Annotated in this window: 24 protein-coding genes, 1 tRNA gene and 1 pseudogene; 19 read left to right on the top strand and 7 right to left on the bottom strand. The window is 66.9% G+C overall.

Annotated features, from left to right (window positions below):
- Nucleotides 1-3,462 (bottom strand): CHAT domain-containing protein (locus tag QWU11_RS26370; RefSeq protein ID WP_290117093.1); only part of this gene is annotated, 3,462 nt, incomplete at its 3' end.
- Between the two features lie 458 nt (nucleotides 3,463-3,920).
- On the opposite strand from QWU11_RS26370, the gene QWU11_RS26365 reads away from it, so the two are divergent.
- Complete coding sequence (locus tag QWU11_RS26365; RefSeq protein ID WP_290117092.1) at nucleotides 3,921-5,756, top strand: IS481 family transposase; 1,836 nt, start codon at nucleotides 3,921-3,923, stop codon at nucleotides 5,754-5,756.
- 130 nt (nucleotides 5,757-5,886) lie between these two features.
- On the opposite strand, the gene QWU11_RS26360 is transcribed toward QWU11_RS26365, so the two are convergent.
- On the bottom strand, nucleotides 5,887-6,594 hold the full coding sequence (locus QWU11_RS26360) for an HAD family hydrolase (protein ID WP_290117091.1): 708 nt from the start codon (nucleotides 6,592-6,594) through the stop codon (nucleotides 5,887-5,889).
- Nucleotides 6,591-7,331, bottom strand: coding sequence for a GntR family transcriptional regulator (locus QWU11_RS26355; protein ID WP_290117090.1), 741 nt, complete (start codon nucleotides 7,329-7,331; stop codon nucleotides 6,591-6,593). Before QWU11_RS26355 ends, QWU11_RS26360 begins: the two co-directional genes overlap by 4 nt.
- Nucleotides 7,332-7,798: 467 nt before the next feature.
- Here QWU11_RS26355 and QWU11_RS26350 point away from each other — a divergent pair, with 467 nt between their 5' ends.
- The 4 genes and pseudogenes from QWU11_RS26350 to QWU11_RS26335 form a co-directional block, all read left to right on the top strand.
- Entirely contained in the window at nucleotides 7,799-8,065 is a 267-nt protein-coding gene (locus QWU11_RS26350; RefSeq protein WP_290117089.1) for a hypothetical protein, read from the top strand.
- Between the two features lie 47 nt (nucleotides 8,066-8,112).
- Nucleotides 8,113-8,259, top strand: a complete 147-nt coding sequence (locus tag QWU11_RS26345) for a hypothetical protein (RefSeq protein WP_290117088.1) — start codon at nucleotides 8,113-8,115, stop codon at nucleotides 8,257-8,259.
- 5 nt (nucleotides 8,260-8,264) lie between these two features.
- Nucleotides 8,265-8,711, top strand: a complete 447-nt coding sequence (locus tag QWU11_RS26340; protein WP_290117087.1) for an ATP-binding protein — start codon at nucleotides 8,265-8,267, stop codon at nucleotides 8,709-8,711.
- 134 nt (nucleotides 8,712-8,845) lie between these two features.
- A pseudogene (locus tag QWU11_RS26335) lies at nucleotides 8,846-9,016 on the top strand (MerR family DNA-binding transcriptional regulator); the annotation flags it as partial.
- Between the two features lie 252 nt (nucleotides 9,017-9,268).
- On the opposite strand, the gene QWU11_RS26330 reads toward QWU11_RS26335, so the two are convergent.
- From QWU11_RS26330 to QWU11_RS26320, 3 genes are all read right to left on the bottom strand, one after another.
- Nucleotides 9,269-10,609, bottom strand: a complete 1,341-nt coding sequence (locus QWU11_RS26330; RefSeq protein WP_290117086.1) for a hypothetical protein — start codon at nucleotides 10,607-10,609, stop codon at nucleotides 9,269-9,271.
- Complete coding sequence (locus QWU11_RS26325) at nucleotides 10,584-11,492, bottom strand: phosphotransferase (RefSeq protein ID WP_290117085.1); 909 nt, start codon at nucleotides 11,490-11,492, stop codon at nucleotides 10,584-10,586. The genes QWU11_RS26330 and QWU11_RS26325 overlap by 26 nt, the downstream gene beginning before the upstream one ends.
- Before the next feature lie 91 nt (nucleotides 11,493-11,583).
- Nucleotides 11,584-11,964: a winged helix-turn-helix domain-containing protein gene (locus QWU11_RS26320; protein WP_290117084.1), complete on the bottom strand. Its 381-nt coding sequence runs from the start codon at nucleotides 11,962-11,964 to the stop codon at nucleotides 11,584-11,586.
- Nucleotides 11,965-12,090: 126 nt separating this feature from the next.
- On the opposite strand from QWU11_RS26320, the gene QWU11_RS26315 reads away from it, so the two are divergent.
- The 8 genes from QWU11_RS26315 (at nucleotide 12,091) to QWU11_RS26280 (ending at nucleotide 18,262) form a co-directional block, all read left to right on the top strand.
- Entirely contained in the window at nucleotides 12,091-12,435 is a 345-nt protein-coding gene (locus QWU11_RS26315; RefSeq protein ID WP_290117083.1) for a hypothetical protein, read from the top strand.
- A gap of 20 nt (nucleotides 12,436-12,455) precedes the next feature.
- Entirely contained in the window at nucleotides 12,456-13,778 is a 1,323-nt protein-coding gene (locus QWU11_RS26310) for an FtsK/SpoIIIE domain-containing protein (RefSeq protein WP_290117101.1), read from the top strand.
- A 71-nt stretch (nucleotides 13,779-13,849) separates the two neighbouring features.
- Nucleotides 13,850-14,089 carry a hypothetical protein gene (locus QWU11_RS26305; RefSeq protein WP_290117082.1) on the top strand — a complete coding sequence of 80 codons (240 nt, stop codon included), beginning with the start codon at nucleotides 13,850-13,852 and terminating at the stop codon, nucleotides 14,087-14,089.
- A complete protein-coding gene (locus tag QWU11_RS26300) occupies nucleotides 14,086-14,781 on the top strand; it encodes a DUF2637 domain-containing protein (RefSeq protein ID WP_290117081.1) in 696 nt (231 codons plus the stop codon). The genes QWU11_RS26305 and QWU11_RS26300 overlap by 4 nt, the downstream gene beginning before the upstream one ends.
- 14 nt (nucleotides 14,782-14,795) lie before the next feature.
- The gene (locus QWU11_RS26295) at nucleotides 14,796-15,134 is read left to right on the top strand and encodes a hypothetical protein (protein WP_290117080.1); all 339 of its coding nucleotides are present in this window, start codon (nucleotides 14,796-14,798) and stop codon (nucleotides 15,132-15,134) included.
- 196 nt (nucleotides 15,135-15,330) lie between these two features.
- The gene (locus QWU11_RS26290) at nucleotides 15,331-16,719 is read left to right on the top strand and encodes a replication initiator (protein WP_354670903.1); all 1,389 of its coding nucleotides are present in this window, start codon (nucleotides 15,331-15,333) and stop codon (nucleotides 16,717-16,719) included.
- 14 nt (nucleotides 16,720-16,733) lie between these two features.
- Entirely contained in the window at nucleotides 16,734-16,904 is a 171-nt protein-coding gene (locus tag QWU11_RS26285) for a helix-turn-helix domain-containing protein (protein WP_290117079.1), read from the top strand.
- The gene (locus tag QWU11_RS26280) at nucleotides 16,901-18,262 is read left to right on the top strand and encodes a tyrosine-type recombinase/integrase (RefSeq protein WP_290117078.1); all 1,362 of its coding nucleotides are present in this window, start codon (nucleotides 16,901-16,903) and stop codon (nucleotides 18,260-18,262) included. The genes QWU11_RS26285 and QWU11_RS26280 overlap by 4 nt, the downstream gene beginning before the upstream one ends.
- Before the next feature lie 211 nt (nucleotides 18,263-18,473).
- Here the strand turns inward: QWU11_RS26280 and QWU11_RS26275 are convergent.
- Nucleotides 18,474-18,555, bottom strand: a tRNA-Tyr gene (locus QWU11_RS26275).
- 306 nt (nucleotides 18,556-18,861) lie between these two features.
- Here QWU11_RS26275 and QWU11_RS26270 point away from each other — a divergent pair.
- The 6 genes from QWU11_RS26270 (at nucleotide 18,862) to QWU11_RS26245 (ending at nucleotide 23,705) form a co-directional block, all read left to right on the top strand.
- Entirely contained in the window at nucleotides 18,862-20,124 is a 1,263-nt protein-coding gene (locus QWU11_RS26270; protein ID WP_290117077.1) for a hypothetical protein, read from the top strand.
- Nucleotides 20,125-20,197: 73 nt separating this feature from the next.
- A complete protein-coding gene (locus QWU11_RS26265) occupies nucleotides 20,198-20,524 on the top strand; it encodes a hypothetical protein (protein WP_290117076.1) in 327 nt (108 codons plus the stop codon).
- Entirely contained in the window at nucleotides 20,521-20,829 is a 309-nt protein-coding gene (locus tag QWU11_RS26260) for a hypothetical protein (protein ID WP_290117075.1), read from the top strand. Before QWU11_RS26265 ends, QWU11_RS26260 begins: the two co-directional genes overlap by 4 nt.
- Entirely contained in the window at nucleotides 20,826-21,077 is a 252-nt protein-coding gene (locus QWU11_RS26255) for a hypothetical protein (RefSeq protein WP_290117074.1), read from the top strand. The genes QWU11_RS26260 and QWU11_RS26255 overlap by 4 nt, the downstream gene beginning before the upstream one ends.
- Nucleotides 21,070-21,426: a hypothetical protein gene (locus tag QWU11_RS26250; protein ID WP_290117073.1), complete on the top strand. Its 357-nt coding sequence runs from the start codon at nucleotides 21,070-21,072 to the stop codon at nucleotides 21,424-21,426. The genes QWU11_RS26255 and QWU11_RS26250 overlap by 8 nt, the downstream gene beginning before the upstream one ends.
- On the top strand, nucleotides 21,426-23,705 hold the full coding sequence (locus tag QWU11_RS26245; RefSeq protein WP_290117072.1) for a DNA translocase FtsK: 2,280 nt from the start codon (nucleotides 21,426-21,428) through the stop codon (nucleotides 23,703-23,705). The genes QWU11_RS26250 and QWU11_RS26245 overlap by 1 nt, the downstream gene beginning before the upstream one ends.
- Nucleotides 23,706-23,913 lie beyond the last annotated feature (208 nt).

Raw genomic sequence — 23,913 nt, 5'->3', positions numbered from 1 at the left:
CCTGTTGTAGGAGACGCTCAGGTCCCGCTGGCTTTCGGCGTTGCTGGGGTCGGCTGCAGCCAGGCGTTCGGCGATCCGCAGGCCGGCGGTGTAGCGCTCCTCGGCCCCGGCCAGGTCCCCCCGCGCCACCAGCACATCACCCAGCCTGTTGTAGGAGACGCTCAGGTCCCGCTGGCTTTCGGCGTTGCTGGGGTCGGCTGCAGCCAGGCGTTCGGCGATCCGCAGGCCGGCGGTGTAGCGCTCCTCGGCCCCGGCCAGGTCCCCCCGCGCCCTCAGCACATCACCCAGCTTGTTGTAGGAGATGCTCAGGTCCCGCTGGCTTTCGGCGTTGCTGGGGTCGGCTGCGGTTGCCTGCCGCGTGGTCTCGACCATGGCCTGGATACGTGCGGTGGCAGTGGTGAGGTCGCCAGTGCGAACGAGCGCGGTGCTTTCACGTTCGAGGACAAGGAGGTAACCACGGCGGTCGGTGGGGACGCTGGGTGTGACCTCGCCGAGGAAAGCGGCTACAGATAGTTCTCCCACCTGGTGGGCCAAGACCTCGGCGGCGCCCAACGCGAAGTCAGTGAGGTCGTCGTATTGATGCGTAGCCGCATAGTGGTGGGCGATGTCGATGAGGTCGTCGTAGCCAGCCCGGCCTTCCTGCAGGCGTGCCAGGCGCATCGCGAGGGCCTGGCGGTGGCGGCGACTGAGCTGATCACCTTGGTGTGGAACCAACGCCATGGCCACCCACGAGTGGGCAAGGATTTCGTCACCGACGGTGGTGAGGAGGGTCAAGTCGGCAAGGCGGTGCGCCGCTCGCGCGATGTCGGCTTCTTGATCGGAGGTCGGATCGGGTCCGTGCACGGCAACCGCAAGGTCGTGCAGGGACATAGGAGGAACCGTTACCGCTGTCTGCAATAGCGTCTCGCGCTGCTGCTCATTCAAAAGCGCCAGCAACTCATCGAGAAGGATGTCGCGGCTACCCAACACGACGGCTTCATCGATCGCTTGTCCCGCAGTGCGTGGCTTGGTCACGGAAATACCGTGCTTTTCGGCGAGCTTGTGCAGGCGGCTCGTGACGTCGCGGAGATGGCCGCGCCCGTTGCTGAGTAGGGCGTTGACGAACTCGATGAGCCGGGGATGGCCGCCGATCGTCACGGTGAGGGTGCGCCGCTGGTCGCTGTCCAGGTTCCGGATCGCGGGCATGCGCAGCAGCATGCGGCGTAGCTCAGCAGGACTGAGTGAGGGAACCTTCACCTCCGCGAGATGGATGCCGCCGGGAACGGGATAGCGGCAGGTCACCAGGATCCGGCCGCGCGTGGCCTTCTCGCACAAATCCGCGAAAATCTCACCGAAGCCACCGTCGTTGAACCGGCTGCCGTCGATGGTGAGGTTCTGTTCGAAATCGTCGAAGATCAGCAGCAGCTTCGCCTGTTCCAACAGGTCGGCGACAATTGAGATCTTGGCGGTGTCGGGACGCTCTGAACGCAAGCGGCGGGCAGCGTCGCGGTGTTGCGGATGGCTGTCCAGCGCCTCGGCCACGGCCGCGATCAGGGTCGGTGGGCTCCATGAGCCCTCGTGCACAGCGGTCGCCCATCCCTCATCGGTGAGGCGGTGCATGACCCGGCCGGCAAGCGCGGTCTTGCCGATGCCACCGATTCCCGTTACCGCGACGCCGGCGATGTCACCGAACGTCTCGTACGCAGGAGTTCCGCCGCGCAAGGCTTTCATGATGGTGCGCAGCTGCGGGCGTCGGCCGATCAGTGCGCCCATCGGCAACGCGCGTACGCTGCCACCCGCAGGGGGGTGTGTCATCTTCCCCAACGGAACCGGTGCAGTGCCCGCATGACGCAGTGCGGGATCGTCTCCGGCGCACAGCAGTGTCGCGATCGCATGCTCGGGAAGCCCTCGCCTTGGCTTCTCGGCTTGTTGCCATTGCCGTTGGAGGGTGTAGCGGGCGGTGGCGACTGCCTGGCCGGGCGGGATGGAAGCACTAGCGGCCAGTTCGTTGTAGAAATGGCGGGCCAACTCCGTGGCGTAACGATCACTGACCGATGTCTGCATGGCCAGGACTCGGTCAGCGCCCTGCCGCACCAACGCCACCGCCAAGCCGTCCCGGCCCTCCGAAGCAGGCGCGGCCCCCGCGCAGGCGGACAGCACGACCAGCGGGAGCGGTCGCCCCGCGGCCTTCAACGCCGCCACCAGGTCATCGGTCTCCACTGACTCGGGAAGACCGTCCTCGTCGGCGAGTTCAACCCCGGCCGGTGACCCGTGCGCGGACAGATGCAGCACGTGGTACTGATCCGTTCGCAAAGCGTCGGTGATCTGCTGGCTGCTCGCCACCTCCAAGATCCGGACCTGAACAGTGTCCAGGTCCTGGACATCGGCGATGGCGTCCAAGACCGCCTGCATTTCGGCCTCGACGTCCAACGCCGCGTTCGGGGTCGCCCCCTCATCCGGCGCCGCAACGGCCACCAGAATCTTCAGCGGACCCGGCAACGGCTCCACAGCGCCATGCCCAATCCCCGCCAACCGGCGCCGTATCCGTACCCCAGGCCGAGTCGTGAGCATCTGGCCACCCATCCGCAACAGCTCGAACGGAAGAGCTATCCCCCCATCGTCAGCCTCGATCACCACATCGATGACCGTGCCGATGGGCGAATGCCGCAGCAACGTCATCACATGCTCGGCCGTCTCGTCGGTCAGGAGCGCCATTCGCAGGCGATCACCCGCCTCAGCCAGCCGCCCTTCTGCGTCCGGCAGCCGGGCTTGCAGCACCTGCCACACCTCAACGATCCGGTGTGGCACCGCTCCTTCGCGCACACCTAGGACCGACCCCGACAGTTGCGTCTCACAGCGCAACCGGCCACCCGACGTCTCTACTCGCAACATCAACTCATGCCGCAAAGCAGACGTCCCCAAGACCGTCCCTCCCACAGACCCGCCCGGCGGGCTCGTGGAAGCAGGGGAGTAGGGCCGGGGCGGCAAGTCAGGAGCAGGACCCAAAGGTGGCTCCACCTCACGCGGCTGGTCCAACAGCAGCCGCAACAACCGCTCGGCTCCAGCCACGGAAAACTCACGCACCGTGTAATGCGTGGCCGCACCCGGACTCAAGAACCCCGGGATATCAGCCTCCGAGCGACCGGGCAGCACCACCGGCAAGACACGCTCCGCAGCTTCGCCGAAGCTGCGGTACAGCTCATCCACCAACTGCCGCGCTTCCCACCGCACCCCGCGCCGCTCATCAAAGGCCGCCTCACCATCGGCGGCACGCCGATACTCCGGCGAAGCGATCACCAGCACATAGTCCGCCACACGCATCTGCTCCTGCATCAGCGTCGGCCAATGCCGCCGACGTTCCGCCAAAGGAAGATCCAGCTTGGCATCCACCCCAGAAGCCCGCAAAAACGCATAAAACTCCCGAACCAGCTCCTGATGATCATCCGAATCATGCGCGTACGAAATAAACACCCGCGGCACCACACGACCCCCCCCATAACACCCCCAACACGCCCGTAGACCCGAAACCCTAACGCCCGCCAAGCAAGCGCGCGAGAGGAGACACACACTCTCCACGCACCACGGGACCTTATCCAGGAATAACGACTGGCCGTAAATCGATAGACCGCTGATCAATGCAGGTGATCAAGCAAAATGACATTGTCGACCCATAAAGCGGGAGGCTAATTCGATCATCAAGAACGAATGAAATACATGGTGCAATATCCCACAACTCCAACGGCCTACCTGCGCATCGAAGGCGGCTAACCGGACCGGGCCGGGACCGGCCCGCAGAGGCCGCACGCCCGGTCCGATGGCCGGTAAGCCGCTGGCGGCCCGCGTAGCGGGGCGCCCTTGAAGACGTAGAGAAAGTCCTCACCATCATGAGCGGGCGTCGATTGTCTTTCCTCGGTTGATACTTGACACTCCGGCCTCGGTTGATGCTTTACGCCCTGTCGGCTGGCTTGGCTTTCGCGTGGTTCGTCGTGATCGCGTGGGAGGCCGGGTTGGCGCTGGTGGAGCTGAGCGTCGTGGAGCAGCGGTATCGCGCTGTGCTGGAAGTCCAGGCCGGATGCCCGGTCACCGAAGTCGCCGAACGCTACGGGGTCACCCGCCAGACCCTGCACGCGTGGATGCGCCGATATCGAGACGGCGGCCTGGCCGGGCTGGCCGATCGGTCGCACCGGCCGGCCAACTGCCCCCATCAGACCGCAGCGGAGGTGGAAGCGCTGGTGTGTGACCTGCGCCGATCACATCCGCGTTGGGGTCCGGCCCGTCTCGCGCACGAGTTGGAGCGCCGTGGAATGCAGCCGGTCCCGTCGCAGGCGACGCTCTCGCGGATCTTGACTCGCAACAACCTCATCGTCCCTGGCGGACGCCGCCGACCGCGGTCGTCTTATCAGCGGTGGGAACGCGACGAGCCGATGGAACTGTGGCAGCTCGACATCATGGGCGGAGTGCTCCTGGTCGACGGACGGGAACTGAAACTGATCAGCGGGATCGATGACCACTCCCGGTTCATCGTCATCGCCGCCCTGGTGGTGCGGGCCTCCGGGCGGGCGGTCTGCGCCGCGTTCGCCCGAGCCCTCGCAAGCCATGGGGTGCCCGAGGAGGTGCTCACCGATAACGGGAAGCAGTTCACCGGCCGGTTCACCCAGCCCCGCCCCACCGAAGTGCTGTTCGAGCGGATCTGCCGCGACAACGGCATCACCACCCGACATACCAAAATCCGCTCACCCACCACCACCGGCAAAATCGAACGCTGGCACCGCACCGTCCGCGAAGAATTCCTCGCAGCCCAAGCTCCGTTCACCAGCCTGCACGCCGCCCAGCAGGCACTCGATGGCTGGGTGGCCGACTACAACACCGCCCGCCCGCACCAATCCCTGGACATGGCCACCCCCGCCAGCCGCTTCACCCGCCGAACTGCCCAAACTGATCAAGAAGTACTCCCGCTGCGGCTCCCCGCGGACCTGACCGCACTCCCCGCCTCCGCCCAACCACCATCGGCGCCCTTGGCGGTGACTCCAGCGGTGGTTCCCGCCGCGATCGAGTTCGACCGGATCGTCCCGGCGAGCGGGAACATGACCGCGGCCGGCCGCCAGATCTGGCTCGGCACCACCATGGCCGGCCAGACCGTGACCGTCTGGGTCAGCGCCACCACCCTGCACGTCTTCCACCACGACCAGCTCATCAAGACCCACCCGGTCACCCTCACACCCGAGGACCTGGCCCGATTTAACGCTCACGGCCGGCCCGGCCGCCCTTCCCCGGCAACCGCCCTCCCAGTCGGGGAACTGCCCGCCAATGCGATCGTGGAGGTCGACCGGCTGGTCAACCACTGCGGGATGGTCTCGGTCGCCGGCAAACAGATCAGCGCCGGCATCCCTTTGGCCGGCAAACGCGTCACCCTGCGCATCGACACCCAGCTCATCCACTTCATCGCCGACGGCGTCCTGACCGGAACCCGCCCCAGCCCCCTCACACCAGAACAGCGCGGCCGCTTGCACGGTGCCCGAATGTCCGGCCCGGTCCCTGACCTGCCAAAACAGGTCACACACGTTCAGCGGGTGGTCTCCAGCAGCGGCGCCCTCATGGTCGCCGGCACCAAGTTCCACATCGGGCACACTCACCGCGGCAAAGTCGTCACCGTCGCCCTCGAAGACACCCAGTTCCGCATCCTGCACCAAGGACAAGAACTGGCCATTCACCCACGAGCGATGATCAAGGAGGTCAAGCGCACCCGAGCAAGCGGACACATCGACTACGAAATCTAGGACCGGCGGAAAGCATCACCCGACAATGAAACGTCGCCCATCAACCGAGGTTGCACAATGAGCGGGCGTCGAGCGGGCCGAGCTGTCTGCCGTCTCGTCTGGGTCTTGGAGAGCGGGCGCTGCCGGTTGGTCAGTCGCTAGCGGCCTGTCGTTCGGCCAGATGTGGGAGGAGTTCTCCCATGCTCGTGATGACCGCGTCGGCCCCGGCTGTTGTGAAGCGTTCTAGCTTGCCGGGCTTGTTGGCGTAGCCGACGTTGAAGACGCCCGCGTTGCGGGCTCCTTCGATGTCGCTGAGCGAGTCACCGATCAGAACACACTCGGCAGAGTCTGCGCCCAGTTCCTTGACCGCACGGGTGATTAGATGCGGGCTCGGCTTGAGTAGGTCGGGGTCTGGGTCGGTGCGGCCGATGATCCTTGTGAACATCGGCGCGAGCCCGGCGGTGGTGAGGTAGCGGGTCACGGCTTCGCGTGAGTTGTTGCTCACGGCGGCGATGGCGCGGCCCGCTTGGTGGGCGGCCTCGATCACCTGGCGGGCGTGGGGCGTGGCGGAGGCGACCTCGACGGCGCGTAGCTCCAGCGCTCGTAGCTCGTCGGCGACGGCTTGAGTCAGGTCTGGGCTAAAGGTCGCTGCGTAGCGCAAGACGTCGAACGGATCGCCTGAGGTGGTGACCTCGCGCGGGATGTCGACACCGCGGCCGGCCACCAGCTCGCACAGATCGGCCGCGATCGATGGGGCGGGCAGGCCGGCGAAGATGCCGCATATGGGGCCGTCGAAGTCGAACAGCAGGCAGCGGCTGCGGTTCATGACGTCGGCCAGGGCAGTGTCAGGGTGGGTCATCCGGTGAACTCCCGGCTGATCGTCTCCCACACGGTGGTGAACCACTGACGAGCCTGGGCGACGTACTGTGCGGCGACCGGTGAGCCGTCATGCACGGTGTAGCGGAACAAGCTGGCTTCCTTTCCCATCAGGTCGTACATGGGATGTGCGGTGCCCTTGATCTGCACGTCATGTTGCCTGATCGGGTAGAAGCCGAAGAAAGCTTCCTCGTTGTTAAGGACATACAGCTTGAACAGCGGCGGGACGCCATGGATCCGGATCTCGGCCCGTGCGTTCTCCACCATGCCCAGGTCGGCGAGTTCCTCGACCGAGTCGAGGATGGCTTGGCCGTGCCGCAGCATGATCCGGTTCGCGCGCTGGCGGAACTCCGGGTCATCGCCCAGGTCCTCACTCCGGCACGGGACGGCCATCGGCTCGGAGGTGTCAGGGACGAGGATCCGCAGCGTCAGGCTGTGCGGCTTGAGCTGGCCTGCACGGATCTTGTCGAGCGGCTCTTGGATGACTCCATGCAAGGTCTCCCCGGAGAAACCGAAGAAGTCGATCACCACGTGTTCCCGGTCGAAGGCCGCCTCGACGTAGGGACGGATACTGATCGGCGTTGCCGCGACCGCCGCATCCAAAGGAACACCAGCGCCCGGAACAATCGGACTTGCGTCAGCGGCCGGCGGCTCTACCTCACCGTTGCCCGGCTCGAAGAGCTGTTCAGCCGTCCAACCGGGACACATCTTCTCCAGCACCCGGCAGTGGTGCGGGTACGGAAGCCCCTTCAATTCCCCCGACAGCCACCGGTGGAACTGCGCACGGCTCGGCCAAGTCCCCGCAAGTTCAGGGTCGATCTTGCGCGCGACTCTGTCGTATTCGCGGCAGAACGCGCTGTGCGTCTGTAAGTGCCTCTGGCGCAGTACAGACTTGAGTCGTACTGGCTCGATGGAAGCTGTCTTGCCTCCGTCTTGACCCTCCGACATGGCGCGACCGTAACACAGACGAGCCTCAGACGAGACAGAGCGAGTACAAGAAGCCTCAGCGAAGGGCTTGGCGGTATCGAGACGTGACATCCCATGTCGGCAGAGTCGTACCCGCGACAAACGGCAGGGCCGATGACACGACGCGAGCGGTTTGCCGGGGCAGGCTCCCCCGATCTCTAAGACAAAGGGAGCAGGCGACCCGTGTCATCGGCCCTGTCACCACCAACCGGGAGGCGGACGTGACATGGGAGATCGGACCGGAGCTACGCGCCCTGGCCGCCCTCTGCAAAGAGCTCAACCTGGTCGGCGTCGGCTCCGAGATACGCGACAGCCTTCCTGGCCTGGCGGTCCGGACCTCGACCCCGGGTGTCTACGTCCACGTCTTCATCGGCACCACCGGACATCAGTACGAATGGAATACGAGCGTCAAGCAGCACCCGATCAACGACGCACCGGGCGCGGCCCAGCAGATCAGAGCCTTCCTACACGAGAACGGGTACCTGTGAGCAGCGTCAACGACCTGGCCGGCCGGTCCCTCAAAAGGAAGCGACAGATGGCGCTCACCGAACATGAGCGGCAGGTCCTGATCGCCGAGCTTGCCGAGATCGCGGCGGACATCGACGCGTTGCAGGAACGAGCAGCCGAGGTCACCGCTCGGGTCACCCGTCCTACCTCCATCCGTCTCGCACAGTCGGCGTAGATGCCATGACCACGGCGCCACGATCGGCCACCGCGACGAGTCGTACGTTCCGGTTGCCTCTTCCGCCACACCCGATCGCTGCCGAGCAGGCGCGCATCCTGGTGCGCCTCGTGCTCGCCGAATGGGGCATGGACGAGGTCACCGACAACGCCTTGATCATCACGGCCGAGCTTGTCGCCAACGCCGTCAAGGTCGGGGACGTCTTCCATCTCACACTGGTGCGGCAGGACGGCACGGTCCTGGTCGAGGTCTCCGACAACAGCGAGGCAACCCCCGAACGGCAACGGCGGTCCTTCGACCGGGTGGACGGACGCGGCCTGCTCCTGGTCGAAGGATGCTCAAAGGACTGGGGCTGGCGGTTGGACAGCCAAGGCGGCAAAACCGTGTGGGCGCTGGTCGGTGACCTCGACGCCGAGCCGCATAGCCGTTCGCTGCCGTCCGTACGAATGTGACAAGCCGCCCCCCACACGCCCGGCCCTGAGCGCGCTGTGGTCATCGCCGGAACCCCCAAGTCCCGCGGCGGCCATGGGGAAGCGGAGCGCCTCAGGGTCGGGCCCACAAACCCCCGAACGATCAAGGTCATCCCATGCCCACTGACTACTCCGACACTGATGACCTACTCAGGCCCCGGGAGGTGGCAGAACTGTTTGGCGTCCGTACAGCCACGATCGCCCGATGGGCTCGTGAGGGGAAGTTAACACCCCTCCGTACGCCCGGCGGTCACCGTCGCTACAGCCGGGCCGGCATCCTGCGGTTACTCGCCGATGAGGCGACACCCAGCGAAGCCGAGCAGCAGCTGGCTGAGGACGCCGTCCGCCTGTACAGCCAGGGCTGGAACATCCGCCAAGTAGCGGAAAAGTTCGACTACACCTACGGCGCCATGCGCCGCCTCCTCGGCAAACACACCACGCTGCGAAACCGCGGCGGAAACTACACAGGCACCCACCCCGAGGACAAGACCTAGGCCCACGCCAACGACTTCATATCGCCGGCGAATGCCGGGATCGCATCAGTCTCGGCGCTGTTTTCGATTCCGCACCGTCTGTTGCACGTAAAGAGAGAATGCGATAGATGCACCGATCAACATGACGACTAGGGCCGTTAGGTAAACCGGCAGGTAGTGGTGGTCGAAGATCGAACGATTCGGATTTACTTCGTTGGCGTTGATCCCAAAGTAAGCGAGAATGATTCCGGTCGGGACCGCCACTGCGGACAGGAACCCGATGGCCACACCCCACCGTAGGCGCCGCTCCTCGTCCGCGCGGCGTTCGACGCTTTCGATCGAAGTGAGCTCGGCGTTGATGGCTCGCTCAAGACGCCGCAGCATGTGACCCACCGTCTCGGCCTTCGCCAGGAGGTCCATCGACTCGAAGAGCGCCTTGTGGAAGCTCTCGACCCGCAACGACGGCACAAGGAGCCCGAGGTCCGCAGGCGCCTCAACGCTGTAGGACAGCTCGATCTCAAGACTCTTGAGGTTGTCCGCGATGCGTTCGAGTGCCTTACGGCGACTCTGCACCGACCTGCCATCCCGGACGGGTGATCTGAAGAGCCTGACGTCCTGATAGGCCGCGTGCCGGATCTCTCGTAGTTCTGCCGCTGCCGCAACCCCCTGGACGGCGGACAGAAAAATGGTGTTCTGGATGAAATCAGCGTGGCCGCACACGACACTCACGTACGGGCCAACTGCGGCGAGCCATCCGGGCCGACGATTCAACTCGTCGGGATAGCAGATGACGCTGTGCTCTTTGTTGTACGGCAGATCCGCACGGTAGACCAAGTGCTGCATGACCTCTTCGCACTCGTCAGGAGCAGGCGGATCACCGAAGACGAGCTGGTGCCTTTCGGGAAGAAGGTCTTCGTCGTAGACCGCATCACCGTCGAGCGAGGCCACCATGCGTTGCATCTTCTGGTTGATCAGCACGTCCTCGACGTGGACATCGCCGAAGTAGCAGTCTTCAAGCAGGTCGGTGACGTCGGCGACCTCGCAGGCCACATCCAGGCTCAGAGCCGCGACGACCCTGCCGGACGGGAGATTGAACAGCCAGGCCGTAGCGCTCGCCAGGGTGGAGATGCGCGGCCAGCGCTTGACGCGGATCGCCTGCGGATCGAGGTCTTCATGGAGGAGCACGCGCGGGAGCTGGTCTTCGGCGAGTCGATAGTTCCGCTCCAGCCGCCACAGCCGGAGGTGATCCCCCAGCGCACCTGAGGAGAGCGCGGGATCGACCCGCCAGGACGTCGCGTAGACGTTCGTGATGCGTACGGTGGTGCGCCTGACCGCCGGGTCGGCGCCGGCCGCAGAAGACGGGTGGACGAGGGGGGTTGGCTTAGAAGAGACGCCACCGTCGCTCAAATTCAGACTCCCGCAGTGACGATAGACGATTGTTGAATTCCTCGGCGATCGCCGGATCGGCGTTCACATTCTGCATAAGCCAGGTGGTCATGCCCAGCTCTCGAACCTGCCTGAGCGTGCGGTAGCCAGGCCATTCCCGGACGTCGAAACCGTAGATGGCCACGAACTCCTGGTACTCCTCCTCGGGCAGGCCGTATCGGTCCACGGCGACAGCCGTGGGGAGGAGATCCCACTCACGGGGACCGATCGATACGCCCTCGTAGTCCGACAGGACGATCACGCCGTCGTCGATGAGGAGATTCCCGGTGTACGCATCGGCGTGGATCGGTCCGCGCGGTAGCGCGTAGTCGAGATCCTTGACCTTCTCGGCCAGTTCGGCGTTACGAGCGCTGAGGAACTCCCGGGCCTCGGCATCGATGCCGGTCGCCACTGAGATTCGTTCCTCGACCTTCGCCCATGACGAGGGGTCCATGGTCGGTAGCTCACATGGGCAGTCCTTCGCGCCGTGGAAGGCGAGAAGCAGGCGTGCGAGGTCCGTGCGATCCGGGCTGCGGTCCCCCTCGTCAGGGCCGCTGACGGCCCGCCAAAAGGTGACCGGGTGCCCCTCTATCAGCAGCGGCTGCTCTGCTATTTCGTGGACCTTGATGGTAGGGACGGCGTTCCGCTCCAGCCATCGAGCCACGCACAGTTCACGCCGCGCTGTGTCCATACGAGCCGCTGACCGCGCTATTCGCATGACCACCGGGTCATGCGCCAGGCGATACATGGCGTTCTCGCCGATCCGGAGCAACCGCGCGCCGTCCGGGGAGAGCCCCGCCGCCCGCGACGCCGACTCCACGATCTGCTGAAGCGAGTCGGGGTCGAAGGCGTTTGCTTGAGGCACGTGCCTCAGGATCTCGATGCGACAGCAGCTAGGTCAAGGCGTCAGACCGAGCCCACCGCTTGGCGGGTCGATCTGCCAGGACGTGGCGCACCTACCGGCCGAGGTCCTTGGTCCGCTCGTCGAGCTCGTCCATTCGCTCGCTGATCCTCTTAACGACGGTTTTGAGCTGTTGAAGCTGCGCGGAGATGAGCTCGAACTCCTCGCTGCGTCCCTCAGCCTCGTCGCCGGCCTCGCCTGGCACAGAGAGGACAACGCTCGGACTCCCCTGCCGGGTCTGAATGAGTCCTTCATCCCGCAAAGCGGCCATGGCGTTGCTGATCGTCATCTTCGCAACGCCGAACCGGATGGCCAGATCCGCTACGGACGGCAGCGCCTCCCCGACCGCGTACTGGCCGGAGGCGATGTCGCGACGGATGTCGTCGGCGATGCGGACGTACTGCTTGCGGCGGTCTACGGGCCGGGGATTTCCCATGTCAGCGAGTGTACGCCGTCCGGCTAGGTCTCTAGGTGCATAGGAAAGATTCGGCCAACCGCTTGACTCATATAACGTCCTAGGTATCCTAGGTGACTAGTTGGCCTAGTTCATGGAGGACAGTAAGTGCGCAACATCCCGATCCCGATCGACACGACCAAGCTCACCTTCGTCTGCGTCTCCGCACCACGCCCGCGGCTGGTCGACAAGGACACCGGTGAGGTCAAGGTCGACAAGCAAGGCCAGACCGTGTTCCAGGTCGGCCTGTCAGTCTCAGAGAACGACTCCGGCCGGGTCGAACTGATCAACGTCAACATCTCCGGCGACCCCGACCTGAACGTGGGACAGGTCGTCCAGCCAACCGGACTGGTCGGGTTCGCCTGGGAGCAGACCCGCGGCGGACAGACACGGTGGGGCATCGCCTACCGGACCGCTTCCTTCTCACCCGTCGCCGTCCCGGCCGCCGCCTGAACGGACAGACGGTGACCCACATGATGTACGCCGCGCTCGGGTTCCTGGCCGCTTCGGCGGCCGGGGCCTGGGCCTGGCGCCACTGGCTCCCCCGCTCCTTCTGGTACCTCGTCGGATTCCCGCTCAAGGCCGTCCGGGTCTACCTGACCTGGCGACATGTCGCCTACGGCTGCACTCTCACCCGCAAGCGCCGCGTCTGGCGGCTCTCCCTCGACGCACTCCCCGGCCTGGGTACGGCCTCGGTCGTCATCCAAGAACGTCGACGCGTACGGCGGGTGGACATCGAACGCGCACCCCGCCTCGGCATCATGCGACCGACCGTCATGGGCTGGCAGGTCCGTATCCGCCTGCACGACGGCCAGATCCCGGACGATTACGTGAAGGTCGCCGAACGGCTCGCGCACGCCTGGCGGGTGCACGCCGTGCGGGTGGTCGACTCCGCACCCGGCTCAGTGACGCTGCTGGCGACCATGCACGACCCGCTGACCACCGTCGACGTCACGCCCGAGACCGGTGACCTGCTGACCGTACGGCCGGGCCGGCTGGAAAACGGCCGGGACTGGGTCATCGACTTTCGGACCGTGCCGCACTGGCTCAACGCCGGCGCGACACAGTCCGGCAAATCCAACCTGGCCAACGCCATCATCAAGGGCCTCGCGCCGCAACCGATCGCGATCGTCGGCCTTGACCTCAAGGGAGGGGTGGAATTCACCCCGTACAAACCCCGGCTGTCCGCACTGGGCACCACCCGCGGTGAGTGCGTCGGGCTGCTCGATGACCTGGTGGGCATGTTGACCGACCGGATGCGCATCTGCCGCGAGGCAGGAGCACGGAACGTCTGGAAACTATCCGACCAGGCACGGCCGGTCCCGATCGTCGTCCTGGTGGACGAGGTCGCCGAGCTGTTCTTGATGGCCGACAAGAGCGAGAAAGACGAGATCACCAAGACCGCCACCGCGCTCCTGCGGATCGCCCAACTCGGCCGGGCGTTCGCCGTCTACCTGATCGTCTGCGGGCAGCGCATCGGCTCCGACCTCGGCCCCGGCGTCACCGCGCTGCGCTCACAGCTGTCCGGACGGATCTGCCACCGCGTCAACGACCCCGAGACCGCCAACATGACCCTCGGCGACATGGACCCCGACGCCCTCGACGCCGCTCGCGCAATCGCGGCCGAGACACCCGGCGTCGCCATCGTCGCCGGACAAGACGGCACCTGGCATCGCGCCCGCTCGGTGTTCGTGAGCGAACAAGACGCCGAAGCCGCCGCCCGCCAGTACGCGACCCTCGCCCCCGCCTGGGTTGACCTGGTCGCCGTCGACACCGCGCCCCTCAAGGCCGCATAAACCCACCCGCTCCGTCGGCGCCACCGCGCCAAGTCCCTACCCGAGCCATGCCCAAAACCGAGGTGATCGCTATGAACAACGTGACTCCGTTCCCGCCGCGCCGTCCTCGTCCTACCGCTCGTCCTGGACTCGTCCCGCTGTCGGTCGAGTGGAACGAAGGACGCGGCCTGTACCTCGTAGCCTGCGACCGGTGCTGCGAGGCCGCGACCACGTACCGGCTAGAAGACGCGGACGAATGGGCCGAGACGCACCGCTGCGACCCCGAGCTCGCGGCGCTGCTCGCCACCGTCCTAGACCAGGTAGCGGCGTGAGTACCCGTCGCAAGCTCACCGCGGTCGCTGTGGACTCCGGGCCGGTGGCGGTCCTGGCCGGCATTGCCGGGGCGGGTTCGTTCACCCACATCCGCGACACCGCCAACGAACACGGCCAGCACGGGCCGATGGCCTGGGCCATCGCCGTTTGCATCGACCTGACCTGCGTCATGGCCGCCCGCGAACGCCAACGCGACCGGCGCACAGGCCGCACCACCCGCCCGGTGTCCTGGCCCGCGCTCGTCCTGGCCGGCGGGGTGTTGCTCTCACTGGCCGCCAACCTCGCCCAAGCCGAGACCACGGTGTGGGGGTGGCTGACAGCAGCGACGCCGTGCGGGGCGTTCCTGGTCGCGGTCTCCATGCTCGAACGCCGCTCAGCGGGTCGTCGTCCCGCACCGTCCCCCGTCCTGGCCTCGCTCCCGATCCCGCCGTCTTTCGGCAAACCACAGGACGACATCGCGGACGAACAACAGGACGAGATGCCACGTCAGGGCGAACTCGTCCCCGTACCCGACCAACCGCCGTCCTCGACCACGGCACCGGCTGACTCGCTGGTCGTCTACGCCCGGCGCGTCGCCACCGAACACCAGGAGCGGCACGGGCGGCCGATCACTCGCGACGCGCTCCGCGCCCGCCTCGGGGTGTCCAACCAACTCGCCTCCGACCTGCTCCGCCAGATCCGCACTGCCTGAAAGGGGCACCATCGATGTCCGCAACCCACCGTGCCGACCTCATCGCCGGCCTGCACGCCCTGGCCGACTACCTCGACACCAACCCGAGCCTCCCGGTCCCGGAATTCAGCGCCGATCTCCTCGTGCACATTCGCGGCACCGACGTCGAACAGCGCGCCGAGGTCGACCGTGTCGCCGGCCTGCTCGGCGTCTCGGTTGAGGACCGGACCGCCCACGGCGGCCACTACACCGCCGCTCGTGGCTTCGGCCCGGTCGAGTACCGCTGCGTCGCGATCCCGGCCAAGGTCATGGCCTTGCACCAAGCCCGACGGACCTACGCCCACTCGATCATCCCGAACGGCGAGGCCGCGTGATCGAGCCCAAGCGCTACCAGTGCTGCCACTGCGGCGGCACCGGCGTCGACAGCTACGGCGAGACCTGCGGCCACTGCGAAGGCCTCGGGTTCTGCTGACCCGTTAGCGCCCCCGGCGTGGTCGTACAACCGCCAAGCCGTCCGCCACGTCGGGGGCCATCCCATCTGCATCACCACTGCGAGAGGACCCACCCATCTTGCCCAACCAGCTCGACCGACACGCCATCAACGGCATGGTCACCCGCTACAACGCTCCGGACTACGGCCAGTGGGCTGCGCAAATCCGGCGTACCGGGGGATGCGCACAACCGGTCCACCTGCGAGGGAAGGTCGAGTATCACGACTCGCTGAACGGCACCCTGCTCCACCGCTACAGCACAGCGAACGAACCGGGCGGCGTGCTGCGCCTGGCATGCAAGACCCGACGTGCCTCGCGGTGCCCATCGTGCGCGGAGACCTACCGGGCCGACACTTACCAGCTCATCCGCGCAGGCCTGGTCGGCGGCAAGGGCGTCCCCGCCGAGGTCGCCGAACACCCGGCGGTGTTCCTCACCCTGACCGCCCCGTCATTCGGGTCCGTCCACAACCGGTGTGAGCGCAACGGACACGCCCTGCGCTGCCGACCTCGACGCAAAGGCGGCACCTGCCCACACGGCCTGCCGGTGGCCTGCAACGAGCGGCACAGCGCCGACGATCCCCGGCTCGGTGAGCCGATCTGCCCGGACTGCTACAACCACACGGGCTCCGTCCTGTTCAACGCCTTGGCGCCCGAACTGTGGCGGCGCTTCACCATCCGCCTCCGCCGCGTCCTGGCCCGCGACTGCGGCCTGACCGTCAAAGAACTCGGCAAGATCCTCAAGGTCTCCTTCGCCAAGGTCGCCGAATACCAGCGACGCGGCGTCGTCCACTTCCACGCCATCATTCGCCTCGACGGCCCAGACGGACCCACCACAACCCCGCCCGGCTGGGCCACCCTCGGCCACCTCACCGACGCCATCATCGAAGCCGCGAGACACGTCACCGTGACCACACCTGAGGCTGTCGAGCTACCGGCGCTGACGCTCGGTTGGGGTCGGGAGATCGACATCCGGCCTATCACCGCGAGCGGAGACCTGACCGACCAGGCCGTGGCCGGTTACGTCGCCAAGTACGCCACAAAAGCCGCCGAATGCGTCGGCACCCTCGACCGCCGCATCCGACAGACAGATGACCTCGACCAGCTCGACATCCGACCACACGCGCGGCGACTCATCGCCGAATGCCTGCGCCTCGGCGCACTGCCCGAGCTAGAAGACCTGCGGCTGACCGCCTGGGCTCACATGCTCGGATTCCGCGGCCACTTCTCCACTAAAAGCCGCGCCTACTCCACCACCCTGGCGGCGCTAAGGGCCGCTCGCGCCGAGCACCAGCGCAGCGAACACCAGATCACCACCGGCCGCCTGCCCTTCGAGGACGACACCGTCCTCGTCACCTCCCACTGGGCCTACGTCGGCCAAGGTCTCACCACCGGCGAAGCACTCCTCGCCGCCGCCATCACCGCCACCCGACTACCCGTGACGCCGCAAGCAGAAGGGCACGCAGCATGAGGGGCGATCAGCTGATGACCGTTGATCAGGTCCTGGTCGAACTGGGAGGCGTCTCGCGACGCACCTTCTATCGCTGGCGCGAACTCGGCAGCGCGCCGTCTGGGATGAAGCTGCCCAATGGCGAGATTCGGATCTGGCGGAGCGACTTCGCCTCGTGGCTGGAGTCGCTGCGGGAGGCCGCATGAAGTCCACCGATGTGAAGTTCTGGGACATCCGCCGCAACAACTCCAGCAAGAAGGCCTCATACGAGGTGCGCTGGGTCGTCGCCGGCAAGCCGAAGTCCCGTACGCGGCGGACCAAAGCGCTCGCCGAGAGCTTCCTGTCCGACCTGAGGCAGGCGGCCAAGAACGGGGAGTACTTCGACAGTGACTCCGGCCTGCCCGAGTCGATGATGGCGGCGAAGCAGGCCACGACCTGGCTGACATTCGCCCTGGCCTACGTAGACGCAAAATGGCCCCACGCCGCCGCCAAGTCCCGCGACGGGATAACGGACTCACTGGCGACCGTGACACCGGCCCTCATGACCAACCTGCCCGGCCGACCGGACGCCGCCACGCTCTGGAAGGCCTTGCGACACTTCCTCCTCGCGCCAAGCGATCGGAAGAAGGAGCGCCCGGCCGAGATCGCCTCCGCCATCCGCTGGCTCCACAAAGCCGCGCTGCCGTTGGGCGAACTCCGGAAAGCACGAACCGCCCGCGCCGGCCTGGACGCGATCGCCCTCAAACTCGACGGCAAACCCGCCGCCGGGGCCACCGTTTCGCGCAAGCGCGCGATCTTCTACAACGTCTTGCAGTACGCGGTGGAACTCGAAGAACTCGACTCCAACCCGATCGACCGCATCAACTGGAAGCCGATCGAGGTCGCCGAAGCGGTCGACCCTCGCGTGGTCATCAACCCCGTACAGGCACGCGAGCTCCTCGCGGCTGTCACCTACATCGGCACCCGCAGCAACGGACGGCGCCTGATGGCCCTGTATGCCTGCATGTACTACGCCGCGCTCCGCCCGGCCGAGGCCGTCGCGCTGTGCAAGAAGGACTGCCACCTTCCCGAGCAGGGCTGGGGGACGCTCACGCTCACCGGATCACGCCCGGAGGTCAACACTCGATGGACCGACAGCGGCACAACCCACGAACGACGGCAGCTCAAGCGCCGAGCGGTGAAAGACGTACGCGTCGTGCCCATCCCGCCTCGCCTGGTCGCGATACTGCGCGCACACATCGAGGAGTTCGGAACCGCCAAGGATGGGCGCCTCTTCCAGACCGAACGAGGGAAGATCGTCGGCTCCACCACGTACGGGCGCATCTGGGCAGACGCACGCACGTACGGGCTGTCGCCGGATCGGGTGGACTCACCCCTGGCCCGCCGCCCGTACGACCTCAGGCACGCCGCGGTGTCGCTGTGGCTTAACTCCGGGGTTCCGGCAACCGAGGTCGCCGAGCGGGCCGGCCACAGCGTCGACGTCCTCCTGAAGGTCTACGCCAAGTGCATCGAGGGCCAGAAGGACATGATCAACGACCGAATCCAGGACGCTCTCAACGACTGATCGTCCTAGGCTTAAGGGGCTACGGGTCATCCCGTGGCCCCTTCTCGTTTCTGGGGGACGACCTGCGAGAACGCGCCGATTTCCATCCCGCGTATATCCCGCGACCAGCGGCCGACAGCCGCTCTCGGCGGCATCTGGCTGCATATGGTGATCAAGACGCAGAACGGCCCCGGACCGCATAGCTGCAGGTCGGGGGCCGGTCTTGCTGCTGTGGCGGGTCCAGGGTTCGAACCTGGGTAGGCTAAGCCGACGGATTTACAGTCCGCTCCCATTGGCCACTCGGGCAACCCGCCGTCACGTCGCCGTAACGACGCTCAGAAGGATAGCGGACTCTGCACCCGAGGGTGACATCGGATTCCCTGAGGGCCGCCGTGGCGGCGGTGGCCTCGGCTCGGCCGCGATCTCACTACCCTGTTGAGATCGTCCATCTCTGTGAGGGCAGGCAAACGTGGCATCGGAGAGCTCGTTCGACGATGCACTCTAAGGACCACTAGGGGTTGACCTGCGGGAACACCTCGACCATAACTGAAAACGCCCCCCGGACAGCGGCTGGCACCGCGTCACGGGGGACTTGATCGGACTGCGAAGGAGTCCAACCCATGGCAGAGCCTACGGCCTATGCCGTCCCTCACCTCAACCCGTCCGCGGTCGCGTCGTACGCCACCGCGCACCCCGTCATCGCCGTCGCTGGCGCGGCTCTCGCGCTCACGGCCGTGGTCGTCACCGTCCGAGCGATCCGACGTACGGCCCGCCGACTGATCCACGGACGGAAGCCCGAGGACATCCTCACGATCGTCGTCGCCACGATCGCCACCGGTGTCGTCGGCACCGGCATGTGGAAGTTCGCCACCGATGTCCTGCACTTCCCGATCTGGCTGCGCGTGCTGCTGTTCGGGTTCATCGAGATGGCGACTGTGACCAGCGCGGTACGAGCCCGCCGGGCGATGCAGGAGGAAGCGGCAAAGGCTGCCGCGGATCCGTCGTACGAGCCTCGCGGCGCGGGCCCGGACGGTGTCGCGGTCTGGGTGCTCACCTCGGCTTCGGCTGTGCTGTCCACGATCGACGCCAACGGTTTCGCCGAGGGCGTCTTCCGACTGATCGCGCCGCTCATCTCCGCGTGGCTGTGGGAACGCGGCATGTCGGCGGAGCGGGAGCGGATCACCGGACGGTCTGATATCCACTGGCGGATCACCCCGGAGCGGATTCTCGTGTGGCTGGGCGTCGCGGAGCCGACCGTCCGGACCGCAGGTGACGTCGACGTGCACCGGCGCCTGCATCGCCTCGCCCGGGCCGCGAAGCGGCTCCGCGTGCTGCAGCTCACCGGTGCGGCTGACTGGCGGCAGCGGCGCGCCCTGCGGCGCCTTGATGCCGCGATGGCCCGGGCGGTCGAGCACGCGGACCTCGCGACCGACAGCGGCCGCCAGGAGCAGCTGCTCGCGCAGCTGGGCGCGCTGTACGGCGCGGCCGCTCTCGCCGAGGTCACGCCGCGCGTGCCGTGGGCGACGGCTCCCCGGCCGCCGGCACCGCGGGTACGGTCGCTGCACCGCGTACCGCGCAGCGCGGAGGTACGCGACGCTGAGATCGAGCTGTGCGCGGACCTCAACCTCCCGTTCGAGACCCCGGATCGCCTGTCGGCCTGGCTCGACGAGGGCCGCGTACCCGGCGACGACGATCCCGTACCTGACGACGAGCGGCCCGTACCCGACGCCGACGATCACCAGGCGAAGGCCGCGAGGATCTTCGCCGAAGAGGTGCAGGCCGGGAAGGTCCCCGGGATCCGGCCGATCAAGAAGCGGCTCGGCATCGCACAGCCGAAGGCCCAAGAGGTACAGACGTACCTGAAGGCCCTGGTCAACCAGTAGTCCCCTGTACCTGGCCCCGGGTCAACCTGCCAAGACGTCCCCGGGGCCAGGTCTCCTGATGGAGGAGTCCAGCATGTCTCAACAGCAACAGCCTGCGCCAGATACGCGTATCTCCGAACCTCGGTGGCGGCTGCACCTGTCCCGCCGGCCGAAGCTCAAGATGCTCGACGAGCTGATGATCGTCGGCCTCTCCGCCGGGGCCCTGTACCTCGTGCTCGTGCACGTCGCGGGTACCTCGGGTACGACGGCCGGGTACGCGGCCGTCTTCGCCGGCGGTGTACTCGTCGGCGGATACCTGCGGCCGTGGGGCGACCGTGTCGCGCGCCGGCTCGGGGTACGTATCGTGCGCTCGGCGCCGCGGCGAGGTACGCGTACCTCGGGCAGGGGGCGGGGCAAGTGAGGGGCGTGGCGCGGGCCTGCCGCGTCCTCACGTTCGTGCTCGGTGTCTTCGCCGTGCTGTGGATGTCGGCGTACTTCTCCGTGACGCTGCCGCTCGCCATCCCCATCGTGCTCATCGGCATCATCCTCGCTCTGGTCGCGGTGATGTTCCGGCGGCCGCCGGCGGGCTTGTTCCCGGCCACCGAGCCGGAGCCCGAGGCGTCACCGGCGTCGACGGCCATCCCGATGCCGCCGATCCCCGAACCGCCAGCACCGTCGGCGGCCTGGATGTTCGACGAACCCGAGCCGGACGGGGAGGACTGGTGACCGCCATGACCAGCCCCATGTCCGAGCCGCCGCGGCGTGGCCGCATCAGGGCCACCGCCCGCGCGATCTGGGCAGTGTTCTGCCTATTCGTCGGGGCGATCGACGCCCTGGTGACAGCCGTCCTCGGTGTAACGCCGCTGGCCGGCCCGTGGGCGCGGGTCCGCCGCGTCGTCGCTGACCAGTGGTGGCTCGCCTACTACGACGCCCGAGACGCCGAGCTCGTCGGTGAGGAGACCGAAGATGTCTAGCCGTAGCCGTATCCCCGAGCTGCAGTCCATCGAGTTCAAAGGATCGGAGTCGGTCGCGGACTACTCGCGCGCCGGCCGGGACCTGGCACGCGACCTCGGCTACGAACTCCACGAGTCCGCAGCCGAACTCCAGGCCGCTCTGGCAGCGCAGAAGGGGCACCCGCTCCTCCTCGGCTTGGATGTGAAGCTCCGCGCCCGCCGTGTGGCCGCTCACCTGAAGCGAGCCGCCGAAGGGCAGGTCGGTGTCGCTGCCGCGCTGGTCAAGATGAACGCCGAGTACAAGCGGCAGTTCGTCGACCCAGCCCAGGCGAATAGGTCGAAGCAGCGCAAGAAGAAGTGGACGTTGTAATGGCGCGTTCTCCCAGATCATCGACGGTCGAGGTCGCTACGGACACCTCGATCGAACGGCTGATCGCGAAGGGCATTTCTAAGGCCGCAGTGCACTGCCCGCCGTGGATCTGCGGGCTGATGGTCGTCGCCGCGGCGGCGCTGTTCCACCACCTGTGGGGCGGGAAGCACGCGGGAGCGGCGACGGCCTGGGCGGTCCTGGGCCTGTGCGTGTCCACGTTCGTGCTCACCGGCATGACCTGGCTGATCTCTCACCAGCGGCGCCCGATCGGTCGGATCCACAGCACCGCCACGGTGCTGCTGGCCTGCGTGTACGTGATGATCGCGACGATCACGGGTCTGCTGCAGCCGGTCGTGGTGTTCCTTGAGCTCGTGTTCGGTGGGACGCTCGCGCTGACGTGGAATCTGCGGATCGTCATCCGCGGCCAGGACGGCGAGTCAGGGGTCCGTGATCCGCTCGCTCACCTGTGGGAACGGGCCCGGGAGGTGTCCGGGTTCGATGGCACCACCGCCAAGGTCATCACGGTCGAGGAACACAAGATCGACGCGCAGGTCAAGATCGACGGCGGCGACCGGACCGTCGAGGACCTGCAAAAGAAGACCCTGAACATGGAGACGGCGATGGGCCTTCCGCCGGGGTCGCTGACCATCACCGCTGATCAGAACCGCGCGGACCTGGCTGAGATGTCGATCTCCGACCCGCGGATCCTGCAGACCACACTGCCCTACCCCGGGCCGCAGCACGCCGGCGGATCCGCCGCCGACCCGTACCGGCTGGGTCTCTACCAGGACATGACCCCGGTTGACCTGGTGTTCCTCAACTTCCACCTGATGATCAACGGCATGTCCGGGAGCGGGAAGTCGTTCGGCGGCGGCTGGAATCTGCTCGCATCGATCATGTCCCGCCCGGACGCGAGCATCATCGCCGCGGACCTCACGAAGGCCGACCAGTCCCTGGGCGACGCCGCGGCGGCGATCGACTGGCTCGTGTTCACCAAGGCGCAGGCGAACGCACTGATGGACGGGTTGCAGCGTGCGGTGCCCGCCCGTACGGCCTGGCTGTCCGCGCACGGCTACAAGAAGTGGGAGAAGGGCTGTGGCCTCCAGGCCGTGTACGTCCTCCTCGAGGAGTGCCCGGACGTCCTGCGCGTCGTGGACGAGGACGACTTCGTCCAGCTCGCCAAGGCGGCCCGAAGCGCCGGCGTCTACCTGATCCTGTCGCTGCAACGCTCGGACTATTCGCAGGTCCCCACGATCGTGAGGGGGCAATTCGGTGCGATGGCGTGCTTCGGCGTCGCGTCCAGCGACGACGCGGCGTTCGGCCTGCCGGAGAAGGTCCGCGATGCCGGTGCCAGCCCCGAGGACTGGGGCGTCGATCACCCCGGCATGTGCTACCTGTCCGCGCCCGGGATCCCGATGGCCAAGCGCATCATGCCGATCCGTACGTACTTCATCGAGCCGAAGCAGATGCAGGAGCTCGCGACCCGGTTCGCCGCCTCCGCGCGGCCACTCGACGACGTCACCGCACGTGCCTTCGGTGACGCGTACGCGAAGCGTGCCCAGTCCCAGCAGGCCGTACAGCTGATCCGGAAGCAGGCCGCCGGCGAGCCGCAGGACGACGCGCCGGCCCCGGTACGCCCGGACCGCACGCGGCCGATCTGTCACGCTGCCGAGCTCGTCATCTCCTCGCAGTACGCGTCCGCTTCGATGCTGGCCAGGAAGATGCGGATCGAGCAGGGGTACGCCGACCGGCTCCTGGACCTGCTGGAGGACCGCGGCGTCGTCGGCCCGGCCGGTGCGGGCGAGACCCGGGAAGTGCTCAACGCGCCGGAAGAGCTGGAGGCGACCGTCACGGCTCTGGCCGACGCGGACGTCGAGGACGGCAACACGTTCGACGAGGCGGTCACGACCCCCGACCCGTCGCCGGACATGCACGTCGACGTCGATGACGATGACGCGGTGGCGCCGCCGGCCGCTGATGAGGACTTCGGTTGGGAGCGGGCGCCGGAGCCTGCGCGGAGGATGCCGCCGGCAGAGGCCCGGGCCGCGTTCATCGAGCAGCTGCGCGCGTGGAAGAAGGCCGGCAAGGCCCAGATCGAGGGCCCGGACCTGAAGCCTCTGCGCGACCGGACGGGGATGACGTCGCGCGGGTGGGGGAAGAAGATGCTCGACCTCGCCGCCCGCGATGGGATCCTCCGCCGTGACCCTGTACGGCCGGTGTACTACTTCACCGACGCGCCGATCGACGTCGATGATCACGAACTCGTGGGCGCGCCGTGACGCCCGTGACCGCCGTGACGGCCCGGGGAGGGGGTTGGGGGAGAGTTACAGGTCAACGTGGGTGTCACGGGCGTGACGCATGCCGTGACGCGTCACGTGACGCGGGTGTGACGCCCGCGCGTACGGGCGCCCGCACGGGTACGCGTTTCATGATCATTTTAGGTGCGCGGGCGTGTTCTACACGCGCAGCCGTGCGTACGCGCCCGCG

It is taken from the genome of Actinomadura sp. DC4 (genome assembly GCF_030406325.1).
Classification (GTDB): domain Bacteria; phylum Actinomycetota; class Actinomycetes; order Streptosporangiales; family Streptosporangiaceae; genus Actinoallomurus.
Note: the sequence above shows the minus strand (reverse complement) of the source record. Positions and strands in the feature narration are given on the sequence as shown.

Coding starts and splice junctions, on each gene's coding strand:
- QWU11_RS26320 (WP_290117084.1), bottom strand. CDS start 11,964: ATGGGAAATCCCCGGCCCGTAGACCGCCGCAAGCAGTACGTCCGCATC.
- QWU11_RS26245 (WP_290117072.1), top strand. CDS start 21,426: ATGGCGCGTTCTCCCAGATCATCGACGGTCGAGGTCGCTACGGACACC.
- QWU11_RS26365 (WP_290117092.1), top strand. CDS start 3,921: ATGCTTTACGCCCTGTCGGCTGGCTTGGCTTTCGCGTGGTTCGTCGTG.
- QWU11_RS26265 (WP_290117076.1), top strand. CDS start 20,198: ATGTCTCAACAGCAACAGCCTGCGCCAGATACGCGTATCTCCGAACCT.
- QWU11_RS26305 (WP_290117082.1), top strand. CDS start 13,850: ATGAACAACGTGACTCCGTTCCCGCCGCGCCGTCCTCGTCCTACCGCT.
- QWU11_RS26310 (WP_290117101.1), top strand. CDS start 12,456: ATGATGTACGCCGCGCTCGGGTTCCTGGCCGCTTCGGCGGCCGGGGCC.
- QWU11_RS26345 (WP_290117088.1), top strand. CDS start 8,113: ATGGCGCTCACCGAACATGAGCGGCAGGTCCTGATCGCCGAGCTTGCC.
- QWU11_RS26250 (WP_290117073.1), top strand. CDS start 21,070: ATGTCTAGCCGTAGCCGTATCCCCGAGCTGCAGTCCATCGAGTTCAAA.
- QWU11_RS26360 (WP_290117091.1), bottom strand. CDS start 6,594: ATGACCCACCCTGACACTGCCCTGGCCGACGTCATGAACCGCAGCCGC.
- QWU11_RS26295 (WP_290117080.1), top strand. CDS start 14,796: ATGTCCGCAACCCACCGTGCCGACCTCATCGCCGGCCTGCACGCCCTG.
- QWU11_RS26340 (WP_290117087.1), top strand. CDS start 8,265: ATGACCACGGCGCCACGATCGGCCACCGCGACGAGTCGTACGTTCCGG.
- QWU11_RS26270 (WP_290117077.1), top strand. CDS start 18,862: ATGGCAGAGCCTACGGCCTATGCCGTCCCTCACCTCAACCCGTCCGCG.
- QWU11_RS26285 (WP_290117079.1), top strand. CDS start 16,734: ATGACCGTTGATCAGGTCCTGGTCGAACTGGGAGGCGTCTCGCGACGC.
- QWU11_RS26280 (WP_290117078.1), top strand. CDS start 16,901: ATGAAGTCCACCGATGTGAAGTTCTGGGACATCCGCCGCAACAACTCC.